This window comes from Kitasatospora sp. NPDC088861, from assembly GCF_044750105.1.
Lineage (GTDB): Bacteria > Actinomycetota > Actinomycetes > Streptomycetales > Streptomycetaceae > Kitasatospora.
The window spans coordinates 211,922-235,595 of the sequence record NZ_JBIVJF010000002.1 but is presented as its reverse complement, the minus strand read 5'-3'; the positions used below and the strand labels follow the sequence as shown (position 1 = coordinate 235,595).

The 23,674-nt window shown below is 74.8% G+C and carries 19 protein-coding genes and 2 pseudogenes; 12 read left to right on the top strand and 9 right to left on the bottom strand.

Annotated elements, in window-relative coordinates; all coding sequences use genetic code 11:
• Positions 1–26 precede the first annotated feature (26 nt).
• From ACIP37_RS04870 to ACIP37_RS04855, 4 genes are all read left to right on the top strand, one after another.
• Positions 27–1,094, top strand: a complete 1,068-nt coding sequence (locus tag ACIP37_RS04870; protein WP_363628419.1) for a glycoside hydrolase family 19 protein — start codon at positions 27–29, stop codon at positions 1,092–1,094.
• Between the two features lie 190 nt (positions 1,095–1,284).
• Positions 1,285–2,373, top strand: a complete 1,089-nt coding sequence (locus ACIP37_RS04865) for a serine hydrolase domain-containing protein (protein ID WP_363581664.1) — start codon at positions 1,285–1,287, stop codon at positions 2,371–2,373.
• 225 nt (positions 2,374–2,598) lie between these two features.
• The gene (locus tag ACIP37_RS04860; protein ID WP_400843305.1) at positions 2,599–3,345 is read left to right on the top strand and encodes a hypothetical protein; all 747 of its coding nucleotides are present in this window, start codon (positions 2,599–2,601) and stop codon (positions 3,343–3,345) included.
• 250 nt (positions 3,346–3,595) lie between these two features.
• Positions 3,596–4,777: an alpha/beta hydrolase family protein gene (locus ACIP37_RS04855; RefSeq protein ID WP_400803233.1), complete on the top strand. Its 1,182-nt coding sequence runs from the start codon at positions 3,596–3,598 to the stop codon at positions 4,775–4,777.
• Positions 4,778–4,847: 70 nt separating this feature from the next.
• On the opposite strand, the gene ACIP37_RS04850 is transcribed toward ACIP37_RS04855, so the two are convergent.
• Positions 4,848–5,390: a helix-turn-helix domain-containing protein gene (locus ACIP37_RS04850; protein WP_363628215.1), complete on the bottom strand. Its 543-nt coding sequence runs from the start codon at positions 5,388–5,390 to the stop codon at positions 4,848–4,850.
• 120 nt (positions 5,391–5,510) lie between these two features.
• Between ACIP37_RS04850 and ACIP37_RS04845 the strand changes: the two genes are divergently transcribed.
• Together ACIP37_RS04845 and ACIP37_RS04840 are read left to right on the top strand one after the other, a co-directional pair.
• On the top strand, positions 5,511–6,977 hold the full coding sequence (locus tag ACIP37_RS04845; RefSeq protein WP_400803237.1) for an MFS transporter: 1,467 nt from the start codon (positions 5,511–5,513) through the stop codon (positions 6,975–6,977).
• A gap of 194 nt (positions 6,978–7,171) precedes the next feature.
• Positions 7,172–10,852, top strand: a complete 3,681-nt coding sequence (locus ACIP37_RS04840; protein ID WP_400803240.1) for a SpoIIE family protein phosphatase — start codon at positions 7,172–7,174, stop codon at positions 10,850–10,852.
• 54 nt (positions 10,853–10,906) lie between these two features.
• On the opposite strand, the gene ACIP37_RS04835 is transcribed toward ACIP37_RS04840, so the two are convergent.
• The 3 genes from ACIP37_RS04835 to ACIP37_RS04825 all read right to left on the bottom strand — a co-directional run bounded on the left by ACIP37_RS04835 (position 10,907) and on the right by ACIP37_RS04825 (position 13,761).
• Positions 10,907–11,974, bottom strand: a complete 1,068-nt coding sequence (locus ACIP37_RS04835) for an S-adenosylmethionine:tRNA ribosyltransferase-isomerase (protein ID WP_400803243.1) — start codon at positions 11,972–11,974, stop codon at positions 10,907–10,909.
• The gene (locus tag ACIP37_RS04830) at positions 11,971–12,720 is read right to left on the bottom strand and encodes an SDR family NAD(P)-dependent oxidoreductase (protein ID WP_400803246.1); all 750 of its coding nucleotides are present in this window, start codon (positions 12,718–12,720) and stop codon (positions 11,971–11,973) included. Before ACIP37_RS04830 ends, ACIP37_RS04835 begins: the two co-directional genes overlap by 4 nt.
• 72 nt (positions 12,721–12,792) lie before the next feature.
• Positions 12,793–13,761, bottom strand: a complete 969-nt coding sequence (locus ACIP37_RS04825) for a pseudouridine synthase (protein WP_400803248.1) — start codon at positions 13,759–13,761, stop codon at positions 12,793–12,795.
• Positions 13,762–13,906: 145 nt separating this feature from the next.
• Here ACIP37_RS04825 and ACIP37_RS04820 point away from each other — a divergent pair, with 145 nt between their 5' ends.
• From ACIP37_RS04820 to ACIP37_RS04810, 3 genes are all read left to right on the top strand, one after another.
• The gene (locus ACIP37_RS04820; RefSeq protein ID WP_400803251.1) at positions 13,907–14,995 is read left to right on the top strand and encodes a PP2C family protein-serine/threonine phosphatase; all 1,089 of its coding nucleotides are present in this window, start codon (positions 13,907–13,909) and stop codon (positions 14,993–14,995) included.
• Positions 14,996–15,155: 160 nt separating this feature from the next.
• On the top strand, positions 15,156–15,545 hold the full coding sequence (locus ACIP37_RS04815) for a DUF3224 domain-containing protein (RefSeq protein ID WP_363581644.1): 390 nt from the start codon (positions 15,156–15,158) through the stop codon (positions 15,543–15,545).
• Between the two features lie 103 nt (positions 15,546–15,648).
• Complete coding sequence (locus ACIP37_RS04810; RefSeq protein ID WP_400803254.1) at positions 15,649–16,677, top strand: DUF5995 family protein; 1,029 nt, start codon at positions 15,649–15,651, stop codon at positions 16,675–16,677.
• Here ACIP37_RS04810 and ACIP37_RS04805 read toward each other — a convergent pair.
• Complete coding sequence (locus ACIP37_RS04805; RefSeq protein WP_363628208.1) at positions 16,638–18,077, bottom strand: GuaB1 family IMP dehydrogenase-related protein; 1,440 nt, start codon at positions 18,075–18,077, stop codon at positions 16,638–16,640. The two genes, ACIP37_RS04810 and ACIP37_RS04805, sit on opposite strands and share 40 nt — an antisense overlap.
• Positions 18,078–18,356: 279 nt before the next feature.
• Here ACIP37_RS04805 and ACIP37_RS04800 point away from each other — a divergent pair, with 279 nt between their 5' ends.
• The gene (locus tag ACIP37_RS04800; protein ID WP_400328870.1) at positions 18,357–19,865 is read left to right on the top strand and encodes an SDR family NAD(P)-dependent oxidoreductase; all 1,509 of its coding nucleotides are present in this window, start codon (positions 18,357–18,359) and stop codon (positions 19,863–19,865) included.
• A 41-nt stretch (positions 19,866–19,906) separates the two neighbouring features.
• Positions 19,907–20,359, top strand: a complete 453-nt coding sequence (locus ACIP37_RS04795) for an NUDIX domain-containing protein (RefSeq protein WP_363623588.1) — start codon at positions 19,907–19,909, stop codon at positions 20,357–20,359.
• Between the two features lie 96 nt (positions 20,360–20,455).
• On the opposite strand, the pseudogene ACIP37_RS04790 reads toward ACIP37_RS04795, so the two are convergent.
• Positions 20,456–20,650 (bottom strand): annotated as a pseudogene (locus tag ACIP37_RS04790) (ATP-binding cassette domain-containing protein); the annotation flags it as partial.
• Positions 20,636–20,966, bottom strand: a pseudogene (locus ACIP37_RS04785) (PadR family transcriptional regulator); the annotation flags it as partial. The pseudogenes ACIP37_RS04790 and ACIP37_RS04785, both read right to left, overlap by 15 nt.
• A 409-nt stretch (positions 20,967–21,375) precedes the next feature.
• Here ACIP37_RS04785 and ACIP37_RS04780 point away from each other — a divergent pair.
• Complete coding sequence (locus ACIP37_RS04780) at positions 21,376–22,044, top strand: hypothetical protein (RefSeq protein WP_400843302.1); 669 nt, start codon at positions 21,376–21,378, stop codon at positions 22,042–22,044.
• A gap of 48 nt (positions 22,045–22,092) precedes the next feature.
• Here the strand turns inward: ACIP37_RS04780 and ACIP37_RS04775 are convergent, their stop codons facing one another.
• Together ACIP37_RS04775 and ACIP37_RS04770 are read right to left on the bottom strand one after the other, a co-directional pair.
• Entirely contained in the window at positions 22,093–22,770 is a 678-nt protein-coding gene (locus tag ACIP37_RS04775; RefSeq protein ID WP_363628205.1) for a YoaK family protein, read from the bottom strand.
• Between the two features lie 59 nt (positions 22,771–22,829).
• Positions 22,830–23,564 (bottom strand): MgtC/SapB family protein, encoded by a 735-nt coding sequence (locus ACIP37_RS04770; protein WP_063346501.1) that lies wholly within the window; start codon positions 23,562–23,564, stop codon positions 22,830–22,832.
• Positions 23,565–23,674 lie beyond the last annotated feature (110 nt).

Genomic DNA, 23,674 nt, shown 5'->3' with positions numbered 1-23,674 from the left:
ACCGCACAAGGGGTGATGACGTGTCAATGAAACGCCTGCTCGCGCTGCTCTCCGCCGTGGTCACGGCACTGGCGGTCGCGGTCCTCCTCCCCGCCTCCGCCAGCGCCGCCGCCTGCGGCACGCCGTGGAGCGCGGCCACCGCCTACACCGGCGGCGCGGCCGTCTCGTACAACGGGCACAACTGGGCCGCCAAGTGGTGGACCCAGAACGAGCCCCCGAGCACCAGCGGCACCGGGGTCTGGGCCGACCAGGGCTCCTGCGGCGGGTCCACCGACCCGACGCCGACCCCGACGTCCGGCACCTGCGACTACCCCGCCTGGGTCGCCGGCCGCGCCTACGTCGCCGGCGACATCGTCCGGTACACCAACGGCGGCTACTACCGCGCCACCCACGACAACCCGGGCTACGACCCGGTCATCAGCACCTGGTACTGGGAGCCGTACGGCTGCGGCTCGACCCAGCCGCCCAACCCGGGCGGATTCCCGGTCAGCCAGGCCCAGTTCGACCAGATGTTCCCGGGCCGGAACTCCTTCTACACCTACCAGGGCCTGCTCGACGCGCTCGGCGCCTACCCCGGCTTCGCGGCCACCGGCAGCGACACCGTGCGCCGGCAGGAGGCCGCCGCGTTCCTCGCCAACGTCAGCCACGAGACCGGCGGACTGGTGTACGTGGTCGAGCAGAACACCGCCAACTACCCGCACTACTGCGACGCCTCGCAACCGTACGGGTGCCCGGCCGGGCAGGCCGCGTACTACGGGCGCGGGCCGATCCAGCTGAGCTGGAACTTCAACTACAAGGCCGCCGGCGACGCGCTCGGCATCGACCTGCTGCACAATCCGAACCTGGTGCAGACCGACCCGGCGGTGGCCTGGAAGACCGGCCTCTGGTACTGGAACACCCAGAACGGGCCGGGCACCATGACCGCGCACAACGCCATGGTCAACGGGTACGGCTTCGGTGAGACGATCCGCAGCATCAACGGCTCGCTGGAGTGCAACGGCAACAACACCGCCCAGATGCAGCACCGGATCAGCCTGTACCAGAGCTTCGTCCAGATCCTCGGCACCGTCCCCGGGGGCAACCTGAGCTGCTGACGGCTCGCCCCCGCCCCACCACGCGCCCCGCTACGCCCGGACCGGTCATCACACCGTGGTGTCCGTACGCTGCCGAGCGTAGCGGGGCGTACTCATGTGGGGGGCGCACTCCCGCGGGAGCAGCGGAGGGCGGTTGAAATCGTCGTTCCGGCGGACGACTTCGCAGGTCGCGGCCCCCTACGCTCAAGGCATGAACGAACTCGCCCGCCTCGTGCAACAGACCGCCGACCGGCTCGCGGGCCAGCACGTCGGCGCGGTGGTCGCCGGGCTGGCCGGCGGCGCCGTGGAGATCCGCGGCGCCGGGCGGACCGGTCCGGGCGGCGCCGCGCCCGGGCCGCACACCCTGTTCGAAGTCGGTTCCGTCACCAAGGTGTTCACCTCGCTCGCCCTCGCGCGGCTGGCGCTCGCCGACTCCGGCGGGACCGCCACCGGGCTCGACGACCCGCTCGCCGAACCGCTCGCCGACGTGCTCGCCGACATACGGCCCGACGGTGCCGCCGTCCCGGCCAGGGGCGGGCAGCCGATCACCCTGCGGCACCTCGCCACCCACACCTCCGGGCTCCCCCGGCTGCCCCGGGGCATGCTGGCGACGGCGCTGCTCAATCCCAACAAGCCCGATCCGTACGCGCATTGCAGCACCGAGTACGTCCTCGCCGGGCTGGCCCGGACGAGACTGCGGGCCACCCCCGGGCGCGGCTTCCGCTACTCCAACCTCGGCGCCGGGCTGCTCGGCCTGGCCCTCGCCCACCGGGCCGGCACCGGCTACGAGGAGCTGGTGGCGCGCGAGATATGCGAGCCGCTGGGGCTGGTGGACACCCACGTGCGCTCGGGCCGGGAGCAGTCCGAGCGGCTGGCGCACGGGCACACCTCCGGCGGGCGACCCGTGCCGTACTGGGACTTCGCGGACATTTCCGGCATGGGCGGGCTCCGGTCGACCGCCTCCGACCTGGCGATACTCCTGCGGGCCCAGCTGGCCGCCGACCGCGAACCGGACGCACCGCTGGCGCCCGCGATCACGCTCACCCGGGAGACCCGGCACCGGGTCAACCCGTTCGCCTGGACGCACCTGGGGTGGCTCGGCCACCGCCTGCACAGCCAGCAGGGCGGCCACCTGCAGATCTGGCACAACGGCGGCACGGGCGGGTTCCGCTCCTTCGTGGCCTTCGATCCGGAGAAGCAGGTGGGGGTGGTGGTCCTGGTGAACACCCGCCGCTCCGCCGATCCGACCGGGACGGCCCTGCTGCGCACGCTGCAGAACGAGTACGCGACGACGAGCTGACGAGCCGAGGCCGGGGCGTGGCGGTGAGCGGGCCCGGCGGAGGACCGGGTGCGGCCGTCGGCGGAGTGAGGTGGAGGATGGGGTGAGGTCGTTTCAGGGCCAAGAGGTACGAATTGGCCCTGTTCGAGGGCGCGGCGGTCGGTCGATGCTGAGGATCTGACAGTCGCGGTTCCGGTTGTGGTGTTCGCTCAGCGGGAGGTGGCCGAGGTGGCGGTGGTGTGGCCCTTGTCGCGGGCTCGGTCGGTCGCGGACGGCGACGGGCGGCTCGGCCGCGCGGTGCGGGTGTACCGGCGATTCCGGCCGCTGCCATGGCCGACGCGGGCCTGGCTGGACGCGGCGGCGGCCGCTGTCGCCGGGGCGGCCTGGCTGGCGAGCGGGGAGTGGTGGCCCGCGCCCGTGGTGGCCGCGGCGGCGATCACGGCCGCGAGCGGGTACGGGCGGCTGCGGCCGGCGCCGGGCCTGCGGGCCGTCCGGGTGCACGAGCGCGGGCTGGTGCTGGTCGGGGCGGACGGCGCGGAGCAGCCCCTGCCGTGGAGTGCGGTGGAGGCCACCGAGTACGCCCCCGGCGGGCGGCACGGAGTGGGCGAGCAGGGCCGGATCTGGCTGGTCGGCGCGGACGAGCCACTGGCACTGGCGCACCTGCGACGGCTGGACGAGCTGTTCCGGGAGCTCGACGAGCGACTCCGCCCGACCCTCCGGGCCGCACTGCACGAGGCGCTGCGCACGGAGGGCGGCGTCCGGTTCGCCCGGGGGCGGCTGACGCTGACGGCCGGCGGGCTGGTGCACCGGCCGCCGCACCCGCTCGCCGCGACGGAGTCGTTCCGGTGGACGGAGGTGCAGTCCGCGCGGGCCTCGGAGCTCGGGGAACTGGAGATCCGGACGCACTCGGCCGGCCTGCCGCTCACCCTCCCGGTGCCGAACGCCGGTGCGGCGGCGGCCTTCGTCGAGGAGGTCCGGGCCCGGAGCCTCTGACCGGCGGACGATCCGAGGGGTGGACTCCCGAACTCGCTGCTCCGCGGTGAGTTCGAGTTCGATTCCTCAACGACTCCGGCCCGGTTCGGTCCGGTTCAGTCCAATCCGGTTCAGTTCGGCCCGGTTCGGTTCGGTCCGGCCGGCGTCCATTCGGCCGACCCCTAAGGGTCCCCTCCCGCACGTCCCGGAAGGGATCTCTACGCCGCTGAGTGGACGTCAACTTCCGCTCCCCCGGCCTACCGTCCCTCACATGAACCGACTTCGCACCACCACGGCCGCGGCAGCCCTGCTGCTCACCCTGCCGCTGTCCGTCGCCGCCGCCGCGCCGGCGCTGGCCGCTCCCGCCGCCCTGACGAACGCCTCCGCTCCCGCTCCCACCGCCGTCCACGTCGACCTGCCGCGCCCGACCGGCCCGTACGCGGTCGGGCAGGAGATCCTGCACCTGGTGGACCGGGACCGCCCGGATCCGTGGGTCCCCTCCGCCGGTCCGCGCCAGCTGATGGTGTCGATGTACTACCCCGCGAAGGCCGGGACGGGCAGCGCGGCCCCGTACATGACCCCTGCGGCCGCCCGGATGCTGCTGGACGGGAAGCTCCCGGGCAACACCATCCCGACCGAGACGGTCACCGGCACCCGGACCTGGGCGAAGTCCGACGCGCGCCCGCAGGGCGGCCACTTCCCGCTGGTGGTGCTGTCGCCGGGCTTCACCATGCCGCGGGCCTCGCTGAGCGGCCTCGCCGAGGACCTGACCAGCCGCGGGTACGTCGTCGCGCTGGTCGACCACACCTACGAGAACACCGGGACGACGTTCCCCGACGGGCAGACCCTCCCGTGCCTGCTGTGCGACAAGCTGACGACCCCGGAGTCCTGGGCGGCCGTGGACAACAGCCGGGCGAAGGACGTCTCCTTCGTCCTCGACCAGCTGACCGCCCGCCCCCACCCGGCGTGGCGCTACGCCCGCATGATCGACCGCGACCGGATCGGGATGGCCGGGCACTCGGCCGGCGGCGCCTCGACCGTCCCGTCCCTGCTCGCCGACGACCGGATCCGGGCCGGGGTGGACCTGGACGGCACCATGGACGTCACGGTCCCCGCCTCCGGGATCGGCGGCAAGCCCTTCCTGATGATCGGCCACCCGCTGCCCGACGGCGCCGAGGACAGCAGCTGGACGGAGAGCTGGCCACACCTCGACGGCTGGAAGCGCTGGTTGACCTTCGCCGGCTCCAACCACGGCACCTTCACCGACTTCCCGCTGTTCTTCGAGAAGCTCAACCTGCCCCAGCCTCCCGGCACCACGATGTCGGGCGAGCGGGGCGCGGAGCTCACCCGCTCGTACGTGGCGGCCTTCTTCGACCTCCAGCTGAAGGGCGTGCGGCAGCCGCTCCTCGACGGGCCGACCGCCGCCAATCCGGAGGTGACGTTCCACCCGTGACCCGGGTGTGGTGGGCGCGGCCGTCGGCAGCCTGCCGGCGGCCGCGCCGCCGTCCGTCGCCCGCCGTTCGCTACGCGGCCGGCGCCGCCGAGGCGATCGGTTCGAGCAGCCGGTGCGGGCGGACCAGGGAGCGGGAGACCGGGTCGTCCCGGTGCGCGCCGCCGCGGGCGGGGTTGGGGCGCATCGCGATCTCGGCCGGCGGGACGGGTGCGCCGCCGCACCGCGGGCAGGCGCCGACGACGTCCAGGTCGGTGCCGCAGACGGCGTGCGCGAACAGGTGGTGCGGACCGCCCGCGGTCGCGTGGCGACCGCCCCAGCGACTCAACTGGTAGAGCGGCCCCCACAGTTCGAGGCCGGTCTCGGTGAGCAGGTAGCCGTGGCGCAGCGGCGCCTGCTGGTACGGCTCCTTGCGCAGCACCCCGGCCGCGACCAGGGCGTTGAGGCGGGCGGTGAGGACGGCGCGGGGGATGCCGAGGTGGGCGAGGAAGTCGTTGAAACGCTGCACTCCGTAGAAGGCGTCGCGGAGGATCAGCAGGCTCCAGCGTTCGCCGACCACCTCCAGGGCGCGGGCCAGTGCGCAGTCCTGCTGCTCGTAGTCGGTTCCCAGCGCCATGCGGGTCAGCGTAGTCCACCCGGACAGCGGGTTCAATGAACAGACCAATGGTGGTAGCGTGCCGATCGAGACGAAGGTTCATTCACCAGACCTAAGGTTCGCGCTCCGGAGGAACACCCCATGTCCCCCGCACCACCCGGCCCCTCCCCCGTCACCGCGCCCGTCCGGCCCCGCGCCACCCTGGCCGCCACCGCAGCCGCGACCGCGCTGGTCACCGTCGCCTACACCGCCCCCACCGCCTCGCTCGCCGCCACCGCCCAGGCCGCGCACCTCGGGGCCACCGGCCGGACCTGGATCCTCACCGGCACCCTGGTCGGCATCTCCGCCCTGCTGCTCACCGCCGGAAGCGCCGCCGACGACCACGGCCGCAAGCGGGTCTTCACCTTCGGCGTGCTGCTGTTCGCAGCCGCCGAGGCGCTGGCCGCGCTGGCCCCCGGCGGCGCCGTCTACCTGGCCGCCCGGGTGCTGCTCGGCGTCGCCTCGGCCGCCGTCCTGGCACCCGCGCTCGGCCTGATCAGCCACGCCCACCCGCCCGGCCCGGGCCGGATCCGGGCACTCGGGGTCTGGGGCGCCGCCGTCGGCCTCGGCATCGCCGTCGGCCCGGTGTACGGCGCGCTGGTCGGGCAGTGGGCCGGCTGGCGCGCGGTCAGCGGCGGGATCGCGGTCGTCTCGGCCGCCGTGGCGGCGTACGCGGCCGCCGTCCTCACCGAGTCGCGGGCCGAACGGCCACGCGCCCTCGATCCGTACGGGGTGCTGACGCTGGCCGCCGGGACGTCCTGCCTGATCGCCGGGCTGGCCGAGGGGCGCGGCGGCTGGGGGCGGCCGGTGGTCGTCGTGCTGCTGGCGCTCGGGGTGCTGCTGCTGGCGCTGTTCGGGCTGGTCGAGGCGAAGGTCCGGGAGCCGATGCTGGACCTCGCGCTGTTCCGCAGCCCCGGCTTCGTCGCCGCCACCGGCGGGGCCCTGTTCACCGGGCTCTCGCTGGTCGGCTTCATGAGCTACCTGCCGACCCTGCTCCAGGGCGTCCTGGGCCTGTCCGGCCTGGCCGCGGGCGGGGTGCTGGCGCTCTGGTCGGGCCTGTCGGTGCTGTCCGCGCTCCAGGCGCGGCGGCTGGCGGCGCACCTGTCGGCCACCGCGCAGGTCGCCGTCGGGCTCGCGGTCTGCGGCCTCGGCGAGGCGGGCCTGTACGGGCTGGCGCCCGGCTCCGGCTGGCTGCGGCTGGCGCCGGGTCTGGCGGTGGCGGGCGTCGGCAGCGGGGTGCTCAATGCGGCGCTGGCCCGGCTGGCCGTCAGCAGCGTCCCGGCGCACCGGGCGGCCATGGGCTCGGGTGCCAACAACACCTCCCGGTACCTGGGCTCGGCGCTCGGCGTCGCGGTCACCGTGGCCGTCGCGGGCTCGGCCCGACCGGGCGGCCCCGGCCGGGAGGCCGCCGCCCGCGCCCTGGCGGCGGGCACCGACCGGGCCGTTCTGGTCGCCGCCGCCCTGTGTCTCGTCGGCGCGCTGCTCGCCCTGGCCGCCCGCACCGCCGAAGCCCGGGGCGGCGAAGCCCCGGAGGCCGCCCCGGCCCGCGAGCGGGCCGCGACCCGGTGAGGAGCGCGGGAAGTCGGCCCGGCCGACTTCGCACGCTCGACCGCCGCCAGCGCCGCGGTGCCACCGGGAGCTCGACGACTTCTTCCCGGAGCGCCCGCTGCCGCTCCGGTGAGCCGCTACGGTGAGCGGCCCGCCGGGGCCGCGTGCGAAGATGGCAGGGCTGGTGGGGACGATCTCCGGACGGTTCTCTGGCCATGGTGAACGACAACGAACACCACCTGGGCGAGCCGCAACAGGACGCCCTGCTGATGGTGCCGATCGCGACGGCGCTGATCGAGGCCGACGGCCGGATCCTGCACTGGAGCGGCGACGCGGAGGCACTGCTCGGCTACTCCCCGGGGCAGGCGATCGGGGCCAAGGCCGCCAAGTTGCTGACCTCCGAGGAGCAGCGGCCCGAGGTGCTGGAGCTGTTCCAGCAGATCCTGCACGGCCGGGCCTGGTCCGGTGTGTTCCCGGTCCGGCACCGGGACGGGCATCTGGTGAACCTGGAGTTCCGCACCCATCCGATCACCGGGCCGGACGGCCGCACGCTGGTGCTGGCCGTCGCCTCCGACGTGACCACGCTGCGCCGGATCCAGGCGGACCTGGCGGTGCTCGACGGCTTCTTCACCCAGTCCCCCGTCGGCATGGGCGTCTTCGACCCCGAGCTGCGCTTCGTCCGGCTGAACGAGGCGCTGGCCCGGGCCAACGGCCTGCCCGTCGAGGAGCAGCTCGGCCACCGGCTCACCGAGGTGCTGCCCGGGATCAACGGCGCCGAGGCGGAGGCGGTGATGCGGCGGGTCCTGGAGAGCGGCGAGCCGGTGGTGGACACCCGCTCGCACGGCCGCACCCCGGGCGACCCGCAGCACGACCACGCGTGGTCCGCCTCGTACTTCCGGCTGGAGGAACCCGGCGGCCGGGTGCTCGGCGTGAGTTCCACCGTCATCGACGTCACCGAGCGGTTCCGCGCCGAGGCCCGGGCTGCGCGGGCCCAGGAGCGGCTGGCCCTGCTGGTCGACGCGACTGCCTCCATCGGCACCACGCTCGACCTCCGGCAGACCGCCCGGGAGCTGGCCGACACGATGGTGCCCAGGGTCGCCGACATCAGTGGGGTGTTCGCGCTGGAGGTGCTGGTGACCGGGCGGAACGTCGAACCGCCCGACCCGGACGCGCCGCAGCTGGTCCGCCGGCTGGCCCTGGCCACCACCGACCCGCTGTACCCGGCCGAGTCACTGCCGGTGGAATCGCTGTACGAGCTGACGCCGGACTCGCCGTACGCCCGGGCGCTGGCCACCGGGCGGACGGTGGTGGTGCCGTCCTGGGAGCTGCCGCTGCTGAGCGAGGCCATCACCGAGAGCCACCGCCGGGCCTACCTCGGCGACCGGCCGCGCTCGGTGCGGATCACCCCGCTGGTGGCGCGCGGCACCACGCTCGGCATGGTGGTGTACTCGCGGCGCGGCGACCGGGAGTCGTTCGCCGAGGCCGACATCACCCTCGGCGACGAGCTGGCCTCGCGGGCCGCCGTCGCGATCGACAACGCCCGGCTGTACCTGCGCCAGCACCAGACCGTCCTGGCCCGGCAGCAGGCGCTGCGCGAGGCGAAGGCCGCCCAGGAGCGGCTGGCGCTGGTCAACGTGGCCTCCACCCGGATCGGCACCACGCTCGATCTCGCCCAGACCGCGCAGGAGTTGGCCGAGGTGGCGACGCCCAGGCTGGCCGACTCCGTGGTGGTGGAGGTGCTGGAGGACCTGGTCCGCGGCGAGCGCGAGGCCCGCGCCCCGGCGGACGGTTCGGCGCTGCTGCGGCGGATGGCCTTCCACTCGGTGCCCGGCTCGACGTTGCGGCCGGTCGCCCGGCTCGGCGGGGTGCACCGCTTCGCGCCCGGCACGCCGTACGCGTGGAGCCTGGCACACCGCAAGCCGGTCCTGGTGCCGCGGATGGACGCGGAGGGGATGGCCTGGTTCGCCGACGACCCGGTGCGCGCCGCGGCGGTGCGGGAGCAGAACGTCCACTCCTTCATGGTCGTCCCGCTGATCGCGCGCGGCACCGCGGTCGGCGTCGCGGGGTTCTACCGCACCCTGGTGGAGCGCCCGTACGAGGAGGACGACCTGGCGCTGGCCGGCGAGTTGGCGGTGCGGGCCGCCGTGTCCATCGACAACGCGCTGCTGTTCACCCGCGAGCGCGACGCGGCCGCCGCCCGGCAGCGGGCTTTGGACGAGGCCCGGGCCGCGCAGCAGCGGCTGTCGCTGCTCAACGAGGCCAGCACCCGGATCGGCACCACCCTCGATCTGCACCGCACCGCCCAGGAGTTGGTGGAGGTGGTGATCCCGCGCTTCGCCGACTTCGTCACCGTGGACCTGCGCGACGCGGTACTCGGCGGCGAGGAGCCCGGCCCCGTCCCGGAGAACGATTCGATACTGATGCGGGCGGTGGCGGTCGGCGAAGCGACCCGGGGCGGCGGCATGACGGCGGCCTCCGACCAGGTCGGCGAGACCTCGCAGTCCGCCCAGCTGTACGCCCAGAGCCTGCGCACCCGGCGCTCGATCCTGGTCTCCGAGGTGACCGAGGAGGAGATGCGCCGGATCGCCGCCTCGCCCGACCGGGTCCAGCCGGGGCTGGCCGCCGGGGTGCACTCGTACCTGATGGTGCCGCTGGTGGCGCGCGGACTCGTGCTGGGCGGCGCGGAGTTCGTCCGCACCCGCAACCCGGAGCCGTTCGGCCCGGAGGACCGCTCGCTGGCCGAGGAACTCGCCGCGCGCACCGCCCTCGCGATCGACAACGCCCGGCTCTACCGGCGCGAGCGGGACACCGCGCTCACCCTCCAGCGCAGCCTGCTGCCGCAGGAGATCCACCGCACGCTCGGCCTGGACCTCGCCTACCGCTACCTGCCCAGCAGCGTGGTCAGCGAGGTCGGCGGCGACTGGTTCGACGTCGTGCCGCTCTCCTCGGGGCGGGTCGCGCTGATCGTCGGCGACGTGATGGGCCACGGCATCCGGGCCGCCGCCACCATGGGCCAACTGCGCACTGTCGCCCGGACGTTGATCACCCTGGACTTGGCCCCTGAGCGCGTCCTGCACCGGCTGGACGAGGCCTCCAGCGCACTCGGCGAGGGCCAGTTCGCCACCTGCGTCTGCGTGGTGTACGACCCGGTGGACCGCCACTGCACCGCCGCCTGCGCCGGCCACCTGCCGCCCGTCGTCGCCGATCCGCAGGGGAGGGCGCACCTGGTCGAACTGCCGCCCGGCGCACCGCTCGGCGTTGGCGGGGTCCCGTTCGAGAGCGTGGAGTTCACCCTCCCCGAGGAGGCCATCCTGACGCTCTACACCGACGGGCTGGTCGAGCGCCGGGGCCACGACATCGACGAGGGACTGCAGTTGCTCTGCCGGACGGTCGCCGACCGGCGCCGCTCGCTGGAGCAGACCTGCGACGCCGTCCTGGCCGAACTCACCGGCCCCACCAGCGAGGACGACATCGCCGTCATCATGGCGCAGGTCCGGCCGGTCGGCGCGGACCGGATCGCCAGCCTGCCGCTCACCGGCGACCGCGCGATGGTCGCCCACTCGCGCCGCTTCACCCGCGAGACGCTGGCCGCCTGGGGCCTCGAACCGCTCGCCGACTGGGCCGAACTGCTCACCAGCGAGCTGATCACCAACGCCCTGGTGCACGCCGGATCCCCCACCCAGCTGCGGCTGTTCTGCAACCGGGCGCTCACCGTCGAGGTCGCCGACCAGGAGAGCGAGACGCCCCGGATCCGGCGCGCCCGCGCCGAGGACGAGGGCGGGCGCGGCATCCACCTGGTCAACGAGCTCGCGCACCGCTGGGGCAGCCGCCGCACCGGGGACGGCAAGGTGGTCTGGTTCGAGCTGGAACTGCCCCCGGGCAGCCCGTCCGAGTGATCCGGCCCGCGACCGAGCGATCCGGCCCGCGACCGGGCAGCGCGGGGCGCGGGCTCAGTCCGGCAGGAGCAGGTTCACGTCGCCGAACTCGTGCCAGAGGTAACGGTGCTGGACGGCGGCCCGGTAGCACTCGGCGAGCAGGGGCCGCCCGGCGACGGCGGCCAGCATCAGCAGGTGCGAGGCGCGGGGCTCGTGCCAGCCGGTGAGCAGGCCGTCGACCGCGCGCACCCCGCGCTCCGGAGTGATCACCAACTCCGTCCAGCCGTCCGCCTCCTGGACGGTGCCGTCCGACGCGGCGGCCGACTCCAGGGCGCGCACCACCGTGGTGCCGACGGCGATCACCCGCCCACCGCCGGCCCGCACATGGCCGACCAGGCGGGCGGTGGCCGCCGGGACGTGGAACCCCTCGGCGTACGGCGCCTCGTGCGCCTCCGGCGAGGCCACCCCGGTGTGCAGCGTGACCGGCGCGACCAGCACCCCGCGACCCGCCAGCCGGGCCACCACCTCCGCGCTGAACGGCCTTGCGGCGCTGGGCATCTCACTGCTGCCGGGGACGGCCGCGAAGACCGTCTGGTAGGCCTCGATCGGCCAGTCGCGGTCCACGTAGCCGTATCGGATCGCCTTGCCGTGCACCTCCAGGTACGGCAACATCCTTGCCGGCAGCGCCAGTTCGGCGTACCAGAGCCGGGCGGTGAACGGTGCGACCAGCTCGGCCGCGCCGCCGGCGGGCAGCGCCACCCGCAGACCGGGGCGGGCCGGGGAGTCGGCCGGCGGGTAGTAGGCGGCCGCCGCCCCCGGCACCACCCGCCGCAACTCCACCAGGTGGGAGCCGCGTTGGTCGGGCTGGGCGGAGGACAGGTGCAGCGCGACCGCCGTACCGTCGGGCAGCCGGCCGGGCAGCGCGGCCGGCAGGGTGGCCGAGTTGTTGACCACCAGCAGGTCACCCGCGCGCAGCACCTCGGGCAGCTCGGTGAAGCGGTGGTGCTCGACGCTCCCCCGGTCGCGCCGGCCGACCAGCATCCGCACGCCGTCCCGCGCCCCGCCGCGCGCCTCCGCCGGTGCCCGGGCGGAGAGTTCGGGCGGCACGGCGACGTCGAGGCCGAGGTCCACGAGTCCGGTCATCGCCCACCCCGGGCCGCGGCCCTCAGGTCCTCGGCGCGGTAGCGGCCGGAGGCGGCCCGGTCATGCAGCAGTCCGAGCAGGACCGGCACCACCTCCTCGGGCAGCGGCTCGCCGGAGATGTCCTCACCGGGGCTGGCCTCCTGCAACATCCCGGTGCGCATGCTTCCCGGGTCCACCGCCCACACCCGCAACTCCGGCTCCTCGCGGGCGAGTACGGCGGTGGCATGGTCGAGCGCCGCCTTGCTGGCGCCGTAGCCGCCCCAGCCGAGGTAGGGCACGACGGCGGCGTCCGAACTGATGTTGAGCACGCTCCCGGCGCGGGCGCGCAGCTGAGGCAGGAGGAGCTGGGTGAGGGCGATCGGGGCGAGCGCGTTGACCTCGAAGGTCTCCAGCAGGTCCGACAGCGGGAAGTCGGCCAGCCGGGGCAGCGGCTCGGCGCCGGGCGCGGTGGCGCCGTTGAGCGTACCGGCGTTGTTGACCAGCAGGCTCGCGCCGCCGAGCCCGTCGGCGGCCGCGGTCAGGTGGGCACGGTGGTCGTCGTCGACGACGGAACCGGAGAGGGCGACGACCTTGGTGACGGCGGCCAGGGCCGCCTCGGCGGCGGCGAGTCCGGCCGCGCCACGGGCGCTGATCACCAGCTGCCAGCCGTCGGCGGCGAGGGCCCGGGCGAGCGCCAGGCCGAGCCCCCGGGAGGCTCCGGTGACCACGGCGACGGGGGCGGGGGCGGTGTGCTGCGCTGCGTTCATGCCCCCACCCTCGCCCCGCAGGGGGCGGCGGCGGATCGGCCGCCGGAACCGGGACCCGGTCGTCCGTTGGGCCTAGGGTGCCTGGGTCGCCGGACCTGGGCCGCCGGCCCAGGCTTGCGGGTCCGTCCAGGCGGCGAGGGTGCGGCGGGTGTCGAAGCGGCGCTCCCGGCCGGTCAGCGGGTCGGTGAACTCGACCACCGAGGCGAGGAGTTGGAGCGGGCGACGGAAGTCGTCCGGGGCCGGTTCGGGCAGCACCACCGGATACACCGGGTCACCGAGGATCGGCACGCCGAGGCCGCACATGTGCAGCCGCAGCTGGTGGGTGCGCCCGCTCAGCGGCCGCAGCCGGTAGCGGGCCAGGCCGTCGCGGCGTTCCAGGAGGTCGATCCGGCTCTCGCTGTTCGGCGGCGCGTCGAGCTCCCGGGCCGCGATCACCCCGCGCTCCTTGAGGATGTGGCTGCGCACGGTGCGCGGCAGGTCCAGCGCCGGGTCGTACCGGGCGATCGCCTGGTACTCCTTGCGCACCAGCCGGTCGCTGAACAGGGTCTGGTAGGCACCGCGCTCCTCGGGCCGCACCACGAACATGGCCAGGCCCGCGGTGAGCCGGTCGAGCCGGTGCGCGGGGCTGAGGGCGGGCAGGTCGAGACTGTGCCGCAACCGGGACAGCGCCGTCTCGACGACGTGCCGGCCGCGCGGGGTGGTCGCCAGGAAGTGCGGCTTGTCGACGACGACCAGGTGCTCGTCGCGGTGCAGCACCTCCAGTTCGAACGGGACGCGGACCTCCTCGGGGAGGTCCCGGTAGAACCACAGGTGCGCGCCGGGCCGGAACGGCTCGTCCGGGGCGACCGGGCCGTGCTCGCCGACGATCTCGCGGCCGCTCAGCGCCGCGTCGATCCGCGCGGCGGCCACGGCCGGCAGCCGCTCGACCAGGTAGGCACGGACGGACGGCCAGGGGCCCTCGGGCGGCAACCGCAGGTGCACCGGGTCCACACCGTGGCGCTGCGGGAGGGGGGAGGCCGGGCGGCGGCTCTTGCGTCTCATCTCCCGGCCAGCGTAGTCCGCCCGCTCGGGGCGGCCTCGGCCGAGGTCCCCGAGCCGCCCCGGTCCCCCGAGGTGCCGCTCACGGGGAGTGCGGAGCACAGTGGACGGTAGGTCGCCAATCCGCCGGGAGCAGCCGGGAGGACGTGTGAGCGCAGACGGCCCGGACGGTGTGCCACCGCTGCACCTGCCGCGGCGCACCCGGATGCTGCTGGTCGGCGCCTTCGGGCTGCTGGTCGCCGCCGTGGTGGCCGACCTGGTGACGGGGCCGGGGACGACCCTCTCCCCCGTACTGGCCGTCGCGCCGGTCCTGGCCGGGGCGACCACCCGCAGCGCCCGGGTGCCGCTGGCCGCCGGGGGCATCGCCGTCGTGGCGGTCGGGCTGCTGGAGACCACCAACACCGAACTGCCGGCCGAGGTGCACATCACCGCGCTGATCACGGTGCTCGCGGCGACCCTGGCCAGCGCCGCCAACGTCGTCCTGGTGTCGGCCCGGGAGCGGGAGCTGTTCCACGTCCGGACGGTCGCCGAGGCGGCACAGCGGGCCCTGCTGCGCCCGCCGCCGGAGCGGATCGGGCGGCTGCGCACTGCGGTGCGCTACGTCGCGGCGGCGGCCGAGGCACGCATCGGCGGGGACCTGTACGCGGTGGTCGACACCCGCTACGGCACCCGGATCCTGCTCGGGGACGTGCAGGGGCACGGGCTGCCGGCGGTGGAGACGGCGGCGGACGTGCTGGGGGTGTTCCGCGAGGCGGCCCGGACGGAGCCAGATCTCGCGCGGCTGGCCGAGCGGCTGGACGCGGCGCTCGCCGCCCGACCGGACGAGGGGCGCTTCGCCACCGCGCTGCTGCTGACCGTGCCCGCGGAGCGGGGGCCGGCCGGCGTGGTCAACTGCGGGCACCCGCCCCCGCTGCTGCGCCGCGCGGGCCGGGTGCGCGCGCTGACGCCGCCGTACGCCGCGCCGCCGCTCGGGCTGCGGGGGCTGACCGGTGACGGGTATCCGACGGTCCACTTCGAGCCGCTACCGGGGGACCTGCTGCTCCTGTACACCGACGGCATCACCGAGGCCCGCAACGCCGAGGGGCGGTTCTACCCGCTGGAGGAGCGGCTGCCGGGGCTGCCCGCGGGGAGCCCGGCGGACCTGCTGGAGGACCTGCTCGCGGACGTCGACGGCTGGGTCGGCGACGCCGGGCTGACGGACGACGCCGCGCTGCTGGCGCTCCGCTGGGAGCACTGACGGGCGGAGGGCGGACGGCGGACGGGCAGGCAGGGGGCAGGCGGGACGGGCGGGCCGGCGGGAGCAGTGACGGCCCGGCCGATTGTCAGAGCCGTGTGCAAGGCTTCGCACACGGTCGGTGAGGAGCCGGCCGGGTAGCGATCGTCGGAGGGAGAGCCCCATGGGGGACAAGGCCAGCGGGTCGTTCGAGCTGACCGGCTTCGAACCGGTGGAGACGGAGGAGCGCGAGGGTGCGGCCTTCGGGCGGGTCCGGATCTCCAAGAACTTCACGGGTGGGCTGAGCGGCACCAGCGAGGTGCGGATGCTCTCCGTCGCGGGCCCCTCGGGCGGCCCGGCGTCGTACGTCGCGGTGGAGCACGTGACGGGCGAACTGGACGGGCGTAAGGGCTCGTTCGTGCTCCAGCACGCGGCGTGGGACACCGGCGGGACGACCATACGCGTGGTGCCGGGCACCGGGTCGGGCGAGCTGGCCGGGCTCACCGGCGAGTTCCGCCTGACCGTCGACGAGGCCGGCACCCACACCTACGTCCTGGAGTACGAGCTGGGCTGAATCACCTGGTCTCAGCCGCGCGCCGCGCGCCGCACGCACCGGGCTGCCGTCCGCGCTGCCACGATGATGCGATCAGTGCACGATCGACATCGGAGGGTGGCGCATGCCCGGTACGACGATGGCGGCGGACGGCACGCCGGTCGCGGTGCTGGCCGCGAACACGGTCACGGCGCCTGTCGCGACACCCGTCACGACTCGGGTCACGGCGCCAGTCACGGTCGAGGAGGTGGTCGGTCGGCTGCGGGAGATCGGGGCGGTCCTGCCCCCGGCGGACGGGGTGGCGGTCTTCAACCGGCTCTACCTCACCGTCACGGAGGCCGTCCGCGGCCGGCTCGGCGGCTCGTACTTCGCCGATCCGGCGGCGATGGCCGAGCTGGACACGGTGTTCGCCGGGCGCTACCTGCTGGCCGTGGCCGCCGACGCGGCCGGGCAGGAGCCGCCCGCCTGCTGGCGTCCGCTGTTCGCGCTGCGCGCCCACCCGGGGGTGCACCCGCTGCAGTTCGCGTTGGCCGGGATGAACGCCCACATCCAGCACGACCTGCCGCTCGCCGTCGTGGACACCTGCCTGCGTCGGGGCTGCGAGCCGGCCGGGCTCGCGGCGGACTACCACCGGATCAACGGCCTGTTGGCGGAGGTGGAGACGGCCGTCCGGGAGCAGCTGATGCCCGGCCCGGACCTGCTGGAGCGCGCCGAGCCGCTCACCCACCTGCTTGGCGTCTGGTCGGTGGAGGCCGCCCGCGAGGGGGCGTGGTCCGCCGTCCAGGCGCTCTGGGAGCTGCGCGCGGTGCCGACCGCCGCGCGGGCCTTCGCCGCCGCCCTGGACTGCTCGGCCGGCCTGCTCGGCCACGCCCTACTGCTCCCGCTCGGCCCGCACCCCGCACCGGACGCGGCCGGCGGCTCACCACGCACGGCGGACGCCCCGGGCACGACGGCGGGCACGCCGGACGCACCGGGCACGGCACCGCATGCACCGGGCACGGCGCCGGACGCACCCCACAAGGCACTGGACGCCCCCCGAACGGCGGCCGGCCGGCTCCCCGAGGCGAGGAACCGGCCGGCCGGTGAAGGAGCGGGCGCTCAGGCCCGGCCAGATCAGGCCCAGCTGGAGTGCAGCGGCTTGCCCTCGGCGTAGCCGGCCGCGCTCTGGATGCCGACGATCGCCTTCTCCTGGAACTCCTCCAGGGTATTGGCGCCCGCGTAGGTGCAGGAGCTGCGCACACCGGCCACGATCGAGTCGATCAGGTCCTCGACGCCCGGGCGGGCCGGGTCGACGAACATCCGGGAGTGCGAGATGCCCTCCTCGAACAGCGCCTTGCGGGCCCGGTCGTACGAGGAGTCCTGGGCGGTGCGGTTGCTGACCGCACGGGCCGAGGCCATGCCGAAGCTCTCCTTGTACTGGCGGCCGTCAGCGGCGGTCTGCAGGTCGCCCGGGGACTCGTAGGTGCCGGCGAACCAGGAGCCGATCATCACGTTGGAGGCGCCGGCGGCCAGTGCCATCGCGACGTCGCGCGGGTGGCGGACGCCGCCGTCGGCCCACACGTGCTTGCCGAGCCGGCGCGCCTCGGCGGCGCACTCCAGCACGGCGGAGAACTGCGGGCGGCCGACGCCGGTCATCATCCGGGTGGTGCACATGGCGCCGGGGCCGACGCCGACCTTGAGGATGTCGGCGCCCGCCTCGACCAGGTCGCGGACACCGGCGGCGGAGACCACGTTGCCGGCCACGATCGGGATCCGCGGGTCGAGGCCGCGCACCGCGCGCAGCGCGCTGATCATCGATTCCTGGTGGCCGTGCGCGGTGTCCACGACCAGCACGTCGGCGCCGGCGTCGATCAGGGCCTTGGCCTTGCCGGCCACATCGCCGTTGATGCCGACGGTGGCGGCGATCCGCAGCTTGCCGGCGGCGTCCACGGCCGGGGTGTACAGGGTGGCGCGCAGCGCGCCCTTGCGGGTGAGGATGCCGACGAGCCGGCCCTCGGCGTCGACGACCGGGGCGAGCTTGCGGTGCGCCTCGGTGAGCTTGTCGAAGGCGGTGCGCGAGTCGATGTCCTCGTCCAGGAGCAGCAGGTCGCGGGACATCACGTCGGCGAGGCTGGTGAAGCGGTCCACGCCCTGGCAGTCGGAGTCGGTGACGACGCCGACCGGCTTGCCGTCCTCGACGACCACGAGGGCGCCGTGCGCGCGCTTGGGCAGCAGCGACAGCGCCTCGGCGACGGTGGCGCCCGGGGCGAGGGTGATCGGGGTGTCGTGCACCAGGTGGCGCTGCTTGACCCAGGAGACGACCTCGGCGATGACCTCGGTGGGGATGTCCTGCGGGATGGCGACCAGGCCGCCGCGGCGGGCGACGGTCTCGGCCATCCGGCGGCCCGCGATGGCGGTCATGTTGGCGACGACCAGCGGGATCGTGGTGCCGGTGCCGTCGTTCGAGGAGAGGTCGACCGCCTGCCGGGAGCCCACGGCGGAACGGCTGGGGACCATGAAGACGTCGTCGTACGTCAAGTCGTACGAGGGCTTGAGGTCGTTCAGGAAGCGCATGAAGGGGGCTCTCTGGCTGGGAGAAATTACACCTCGGGTGCGGTTGCGGCACTGCCGCCGGGCGCACTCGGGCGCCCGGCACCCAGCATTCGATTCTCCGGGACGGTGGGATCAAAAGCCAGTTCGAGCCCCATTGCTGGCACTGTGTACAAACCATGATCAATGCTCCGCGCGTAGACTTGGACGATCATCCAAGGCCGACGGTTTTCGCCCCGGCCAGGGCCGCTCCCGTAGCATTCACGCGGTAACGGCGAGGCGAGCGGGAAGCGGCGACAGGCAATGACGGCGGGCGTGGACATCAAGCAGGACCAGAGCGGCACGGACACCGGGGAGGAGATCGACTACGGTCCCGGCCTCGACCCCGAGCGGCTGCGGCTCTGCCTGGACGTGCTCGCCGAGCTCGACCGGCTGCACGTCGACCACCCGGACGCGATCACCGTCCGCCAGGCCGTCGGCGGCATATTCCGGACGCTCAAGCAGCGCCGCCGCCAGGAGACCCGGGCCCGCAAGACCGCCAACGACCGCGAGGTCACCGCGCGCACCGCCACCGGCGCACCCACCCGGATCGACGACGAGACCGCCGGCGCCTTCGGCCTGACCACCGTCACCAGCACCGAGATCGCCGGCATCCTGGAGCGGCCCCGCTCCTGCTACACGTGCAAGCAGCGGTACGTCGAGGTCGACGCGTTCTACCACAACCTCTGCCAGGACTGCGCCGTCAAGAACCGGGCCCACCGGGACGCCCGCGCCGACCTCACCGGCAAGCGCGCGCTGCTCACCGGCGGCCGGGCCAAGATCGGCATGTACATCGCACTGATGCTGCTGCGCGACGGCGCCCACACCACCATCACCACGCGCTTCCCCAACGACGCCATCCGCCGCTTCACCGCGATGCCGGACAGCGCCGAGTGGATCCACCGCCTCAAGGTCGTCGGCATCGACCTGCGCGACCCGGCCCAGGTCATGGCGCTCGCCGACGAGGTCGCCGCCGACGGCCCGCTGGACATCCTGATCAACAACGCCGCGCAGACCGTGCGCCGCCCGCCGGAGTCCTACCGCGAGCTGATCGCCGCCGAGTCCGCGCCGCTGCCGGCCGGCGAGCTGCCGCAGGCCACCACCATCGGCCGCTTCGGCAGCGGCAGCGTCGACCTTCCCGCCCTCCCCCACCAGGCGAGCGGCGACGCGCAGCGGATGGCCGCCGAGGACGTCACGTCGCTCGCGCTCGTCACCGGCTCCGCCACGCCCGCCCGGATCGAGGCCGGCACCGCGATCGACGCCGGCGGGCTGGTGCCCGACCTCGCGCCCACCAACAGCTGGGTGCAGACCGTCCAGGAGGTCGGCCCGGTCGAGCTGCTGGAGGTCCAACTCTGCAACTCCACCGCGCCGTTCATCCTGATCAGCCAGCTGCGCCCGGCGATGGCCGCCTCCGCCTCCCGCCGCAAGTACGTCGTCAACGTCTCGGCGATGGAGGGCGTGTTCCAGCGCGGCTACAAGGGCGCCGGCCACCCGCACACCAACATGGCCAAGGCCGCGCTCAACATGCTCACCCGCACCAGCGCGCACGAGATGTTCGAGACCGACGGCATCCTGATGACCGCCGTCGACACCGGCTGGATCACCGACGAGCGGCCGCACCCGGACAAGATGCGGCTGGCCGACGAGGGCTTCCACGCCCCGCTCGACCTGGTCGACGGCGCGGCCCGGGTGTACGACCCGATCGTCCGCGGCGAGCTCGGCGAGGACCTGTACGGCTGCTTCCTGAAGGACTACGAGCGCTCCAACTGGTAATCCCCGATCCTGGCGAGGACCCCCGCGAAGGAGATGGCGAATTGACCACCGCACCGCTGCTCGGCGCAGGAATCATCGTGCCCACCGGGGACGGCCGGGTGCTGATCGGCCGGCGCACCACCGCCGGCGAGCCGCCGACCTGGAGCCTGCCCGGCGGAAAGGTCGATCCCGGCGAGTCCTTCGAGCAGACCGCGGCCCGCGAACTCGCCGAGGAGACCGGCATCGTGCTGCCCGCCGAGCAGATGCGGGTGCTCGCGCTCCTGCTCGACCACGAGCTCGGCCGGCCCCGGCTGACCGCCGCCGTGCTGGCGCCGCCGAGCCTGGCCGAGGCGGTCGTCACCGAGCCGCACTCCTGCGGCGGCTGGGAGCGGGTCGCGCTGGACGCGCTGCCGGAGCCGATGTTCTACCCGTCCTCGCTGGTCCTCGGCAGCTGGCTGCCGCAACGGCCGTCGGTGGTCCGGGCCGGAACGACCGGGTACCCCGTCACCCGCTGAGGGCGCCGGGGTACCCGGCGGCACTCGGACGCCGAGAGCCCACCGCCCGGGCGGCCCATGCCGAACGGCGACGGGCCGTCAGCCGTTGCGGGCGTCCTCAGGACCGGTGATCCGCTTCAGCGAGTCGAGCGCGCCGGTCGGCTCGTCGGCGAACAGCACCTGCGGCCGGGCCGCCAGACCCCGGGCCGGCGCCACGCGCCGCGCCTGACCACCCGACAGTTCGCCGGAGCGGCGCCGCTCCATGCCGCTCCATGCCGCCCAGGCCGAGCCGGGCCGGGCCGGCGCGTCCAGGCGGGCGGCGGTGAGGTCGATCCAGCGCAGGTCGGCGTCCAGGTGGAACAGGCCGTGGTCGGCGGGGCAGGGCGTCCACCAGGGCGCCGGTGCGGCGCAGTTCGGTGCGTTCGCGCATCCGGCGCAGGTGGGCGCGGCGCGCTGGGTGTCCAGTACTCCTCGGCGTCGCGGCCCAGCGTCAGGGCCAGCACCACCTTGGTGAACAGCACGCTCCGCAGGCTGGGTTCGGGCGCGTCCGGACCCCGGAGCCAGGTCTCGAACTCCGTCGTCCCGCGTCGGTGATCACGTAGCGCTCGCGTTCGGGTCCCTCGCCGGGAACCCGGTCAGAACGCGGCCAGAACCCGGGCGGAGACACCGTCACCCGGGTGCGGGCGGGCAGGAGGCAGCCCCACGCTCACCCCCTGCACCGCACCACGGCCCGGCACCCCCACGGTCAACCGGGCCAAGCCGTCCCCTGGCACGAAGGATGCGGCCGGACCCCAGCCTGCCCGCCCGCCCGGCCGCTGCCGAGGGTCGAACGTCCCGGGTGCGCGAAGGGGCGCCGGGCGGCCGCACGCCCGGGCGTGACCCGGAACGCGACCGGCGCGCGGCGGCGCGGTCCGCAGGTCCCGGTGGTACGAGCCCGCACGACTCTTGTGCGCGGGCGGCCACCGGGTGGAAATTGGGTGACGAAGCCCCACGACCCCACCACCGCGCCGCCCCAACCCCCCTGAGGAGCCGTCGACGTGTCCAGCACACCCCGCCCCGCCCGGCCCTCGTCGCGCCCGCCGCGAACCGGCCGCCGGCTGCGGCGGGCCTTCGGTGCCCGGCACGAACCGCTGGTCCGGCCCGTCGACCGGGCCCGCGCCCGCGCCTGGCTGCTGAGCACCCTCGGGGCCCTGCTCGCCCTCGCCTTCGCCACCGGCAGCGCCCTGCTCGCCTACCACGCCACCGCACCCCAGGCCGACAGCGACCGCCTGCGCCTCCACAAGGTCGACGCCGTGGTGCTCACCCTCCCCGACCACGGCTCCGGCACCGGCACCGGCACCGGCGGACGCTTCGGCGCCGGCTACAGCACCCGCGTCGACGCCGAGGCCGCCTGGACCTACCCCGACGGGCAGCCGCACACCGGCACCGTCCAGGCCCCCCGCACGGCCGTCACCGGCACCGTCGTCCCCGTCTGGGTCGACCCCGCCGGCGCCCTCTCCTCGCCCCCGACCAACCGAGCCTCCGTCGCCGTCTCCGCCGTCTGCACCGGCGCCGGCGCCCTTCTCGCCCTCCTGGCCCTGCTCACCCTCGCCCTGCGCCTTCGCCTGCACGTCCTCGACCGCCGCGCCGACGAAGCCTGGACCCAGGGCTGGGCCCACCTCGAACCCCTCTGGAGCGGCCGCGCCGGCCACCGCCAGGACGACTGACCCCTGAGGACGAGCGGGGGCCGGCGAGCGGAGGGGCGCGGCGCCGGGTCAGAGCGGGTGGGTCCAGGCCGGGGCGGGGTGGGATCCGGCGGCCCGGTGGGTGAGGGCCGCGACGGCGACGAGGAGGGTCAGGGCGAGGGTCAGGGCGACGGGGACGTCGGCCTGGCGGATGAGGAGGGCGCCGACGAGGGCGCCGACGAACATCCAGACGGCGGAGGCCAGACGGCGGGGGCCGGTGCGGTCGGCGGCGAGGGCCGTGATGGTCATGGTGAGCACCGTGGTGGTCAGGTCGGGGACCTTGAGGGAGCGGACCACCGCGTTCTGGCCGCCCATCGCGAAGGCCAGCAACCCGATGAGGCCGTAGCGGGCCGGGTCGGAGGTGTAGCCGGCCACGGCGGCCAGGGCGATGCTCGCGGCGACGAGCACCACCTGGCCGACCATCGCCGTGGTCAGCAGCCGCCCGCGGTGGTCGGGCAGCCGCCGGGCGAGGTGGCCCCCGACCAGGGCGCCGAGTACGAACGCGGCGAGGGCGCTCAGTGAGGCGGTGGCGGAGAGTCCGGCGGCACCGGCCAGGGCGAAGCCGAGGAAGACCACGTTGCCGGTCATGTTGGCGACGAAGACGTGGCCGAGCCGGAGGTAGCTGACCGCGTCCACCAGTCCGGTGACGACGGTGAGCACCAGCAGCATCGGCACCAGCGGCCCGTGCCTGGGGTCGGGGGTGAACATCGGGACCTCCTGGTCGGCCTCGTGACGGTGCCTCCGTTCTACCTCCCCCGGGCCGCCTACTAGGCGAGCGCGGGGCGGCTCGGGTCGTCGGGTTCGTCGTCGAGGTGCCAGTGCAGGTCGCGGACGCCGGGTTCGAGGGAGAGCCGGCTGACGACCTGTTCGAGGGCCGGGGCGACCTGCCCGGTGATGGCCACGGTGGCGCGCAGGCTGGTGGCGTCGCCGCTGTCGGTACGGCGGGCGCGCAGGCCGGTAGGGGCGAGGCCGGAGGCGGACAGGGCCTGGAGCAGCAGGGCCCGGATGTGGGTCTCGGCCTTGCGCTCGCATTCCAGGTGGACGGTGGCGCGGACGGTGGAGTCGGGGTCGCTGCCGGACTGCGGGGCGCGGTCGAGCATCCGGCCGGCCGGGCGCAGGATCAGGTGGACGGCGAGGACGCCGAGCGTGCCGAGGACGGCGAATTCGAGCTTCCCGGCGGCGGCGAGCACCCCGACGGCGGCCGAACACCACAGCGTGGCGGCGGTGTTGAGGCCGCGGACGCCGGCGCCGTCGCGCAGGATGACGCCACCGCCGAGGAAGCCGATGCCGGAGACGACGTAGGAGGCGACCCGGGTGGGGCTGGCGGCGTCGCCGACGGCCTCGCTGTACAACACGAACAGGGTGGCGCCGGCGGCGACCAGGGCATTGGTGCGCAGGCCGGCCATCCTGGCCCGCCACTGGCGTTCGACGCCGATGAGCGCGCCGCAGGCGACCCCGGTGGCGAGCCGGACGAGGAAGTCGGCGGTGGTCAGGGTGTGCACGACGGCACCTCCTTCACTGGGAGAGCTGGCAGAGCTGGGAGAGCGGGAAGGGCTGCGAGACCTGGGAGACGGACGGACGGGTGGCGGGCCGCTGCCCACCACCCGTCCGT

What these genes read in the sequence shown, in the direction of transcription:
- ACIP37_RS04815 (WP_363581644.1), top strand. Translation starts at nt 15,156, where the DNA reads ATGGGGGACAAGGCCAGCGGGTCGTTCGAGCTGACCGGCTTCGAACCG.
- ACIP37_RS04870 (WP_363628419.1), top strand. Translation starts at nt 27, where the DNA reads ATGAAACGCCTGCTCGCGCTGCTCTCCGCCGTGGTCACGGCACTGGCG.
- ACIP37_RS04825 (WP_400803248.1), bottom strand. Translation starts at nt 13,761, where the DNA reads ATGAGACGCAAGAGCCGCCGCCCGGCCTCCCCCCTCCCGCAGCGCCAC.
- ACIP37_RS04835 (WP_400803243.1), bottom strand. Translation starts at nt 11,974, where the DNA reads ATGACCGGACTCGTGGACCTCGGCCTCGACGTCGCCGTGCCGCCCGAA.
- ACIP37_RS04800 (WP_400328870.1), top strand. Translation starts at nt 18,357, where the DNA reads ATGACGGCGGGCGTGGACATCAAGCAGGACCAGAGCGGCACGGACACC.
- ACIP37_RS04855 (WP_400803233.1), top strand. Translation starts at nt 3,596, where the DNA reads ATGAACCGACTTCGCACCACCACGGCCGCGGCAGCCCTGCTGCTCACC.
- ACIP37_RS04865 (WP_363581664.1), top strand. Translation starts at nt 1,285, where the DNA reads ATGAACGAACTCGCCCGCCTCGTGCAACAGACCGCCGACCGGCTCGCG.
- ACIP37_RS04810 (WP_400803254.1), top strand. Translation starts at nt 15,649, where the DNA reads ATGCCCGGTACGACGATGGCGGCGGACGGCACGCCGGTCGCGGTGCTG.
- ACIP37_RS04840 (WP_400803240.1), top strand. Translation starts at nt 7,172, where the DNA reads ATGGTGAACGACAACGAACACCACCTGGGCGAGCCGCAACAGGACGCC.
- ACIP37_RS04805 (WP_363628208.1), bottom strand. Translation starts at nt 18,077, where the DNA reads ATGCGCTTCCTGAACGACCTCAAGCCCTCGTACGACTTGACGTACGAC.
- ACIP37_RS04850 (WP_363628215.1), bottom strand. Translation starts at nt 5,390, where the DNA reads ATGGCGCTGGGAACCGACTACGAGCAGCAGGACTGCGCACTGGCCCGC.
- ACIP37_RS04830 (WP_400803246.1), bottom strand. Translation starts at nt 12,720, where the DNA reads ATGAACGCAGCGCAGCACACCGCCCCCGCCCCCGTCGCCGTGGTCACC.
- ACIP37_RS04845 (WP_400803237.1), top strand. Translation starts at nt 5,511, where the DNA reads ATGTCCCCCGCACCACCCGGCCCCTCCCCCGTCACCGCGCCCGTCCGG.
- ACIP37_RS04775 (WP_363628205.1), bottom strand. Translation starts at nt 22,770, where the DNA reads ATGTTCACCCCCGACCCCAGGCACGGGCCGCTGGTGCCGATGCTGCTG.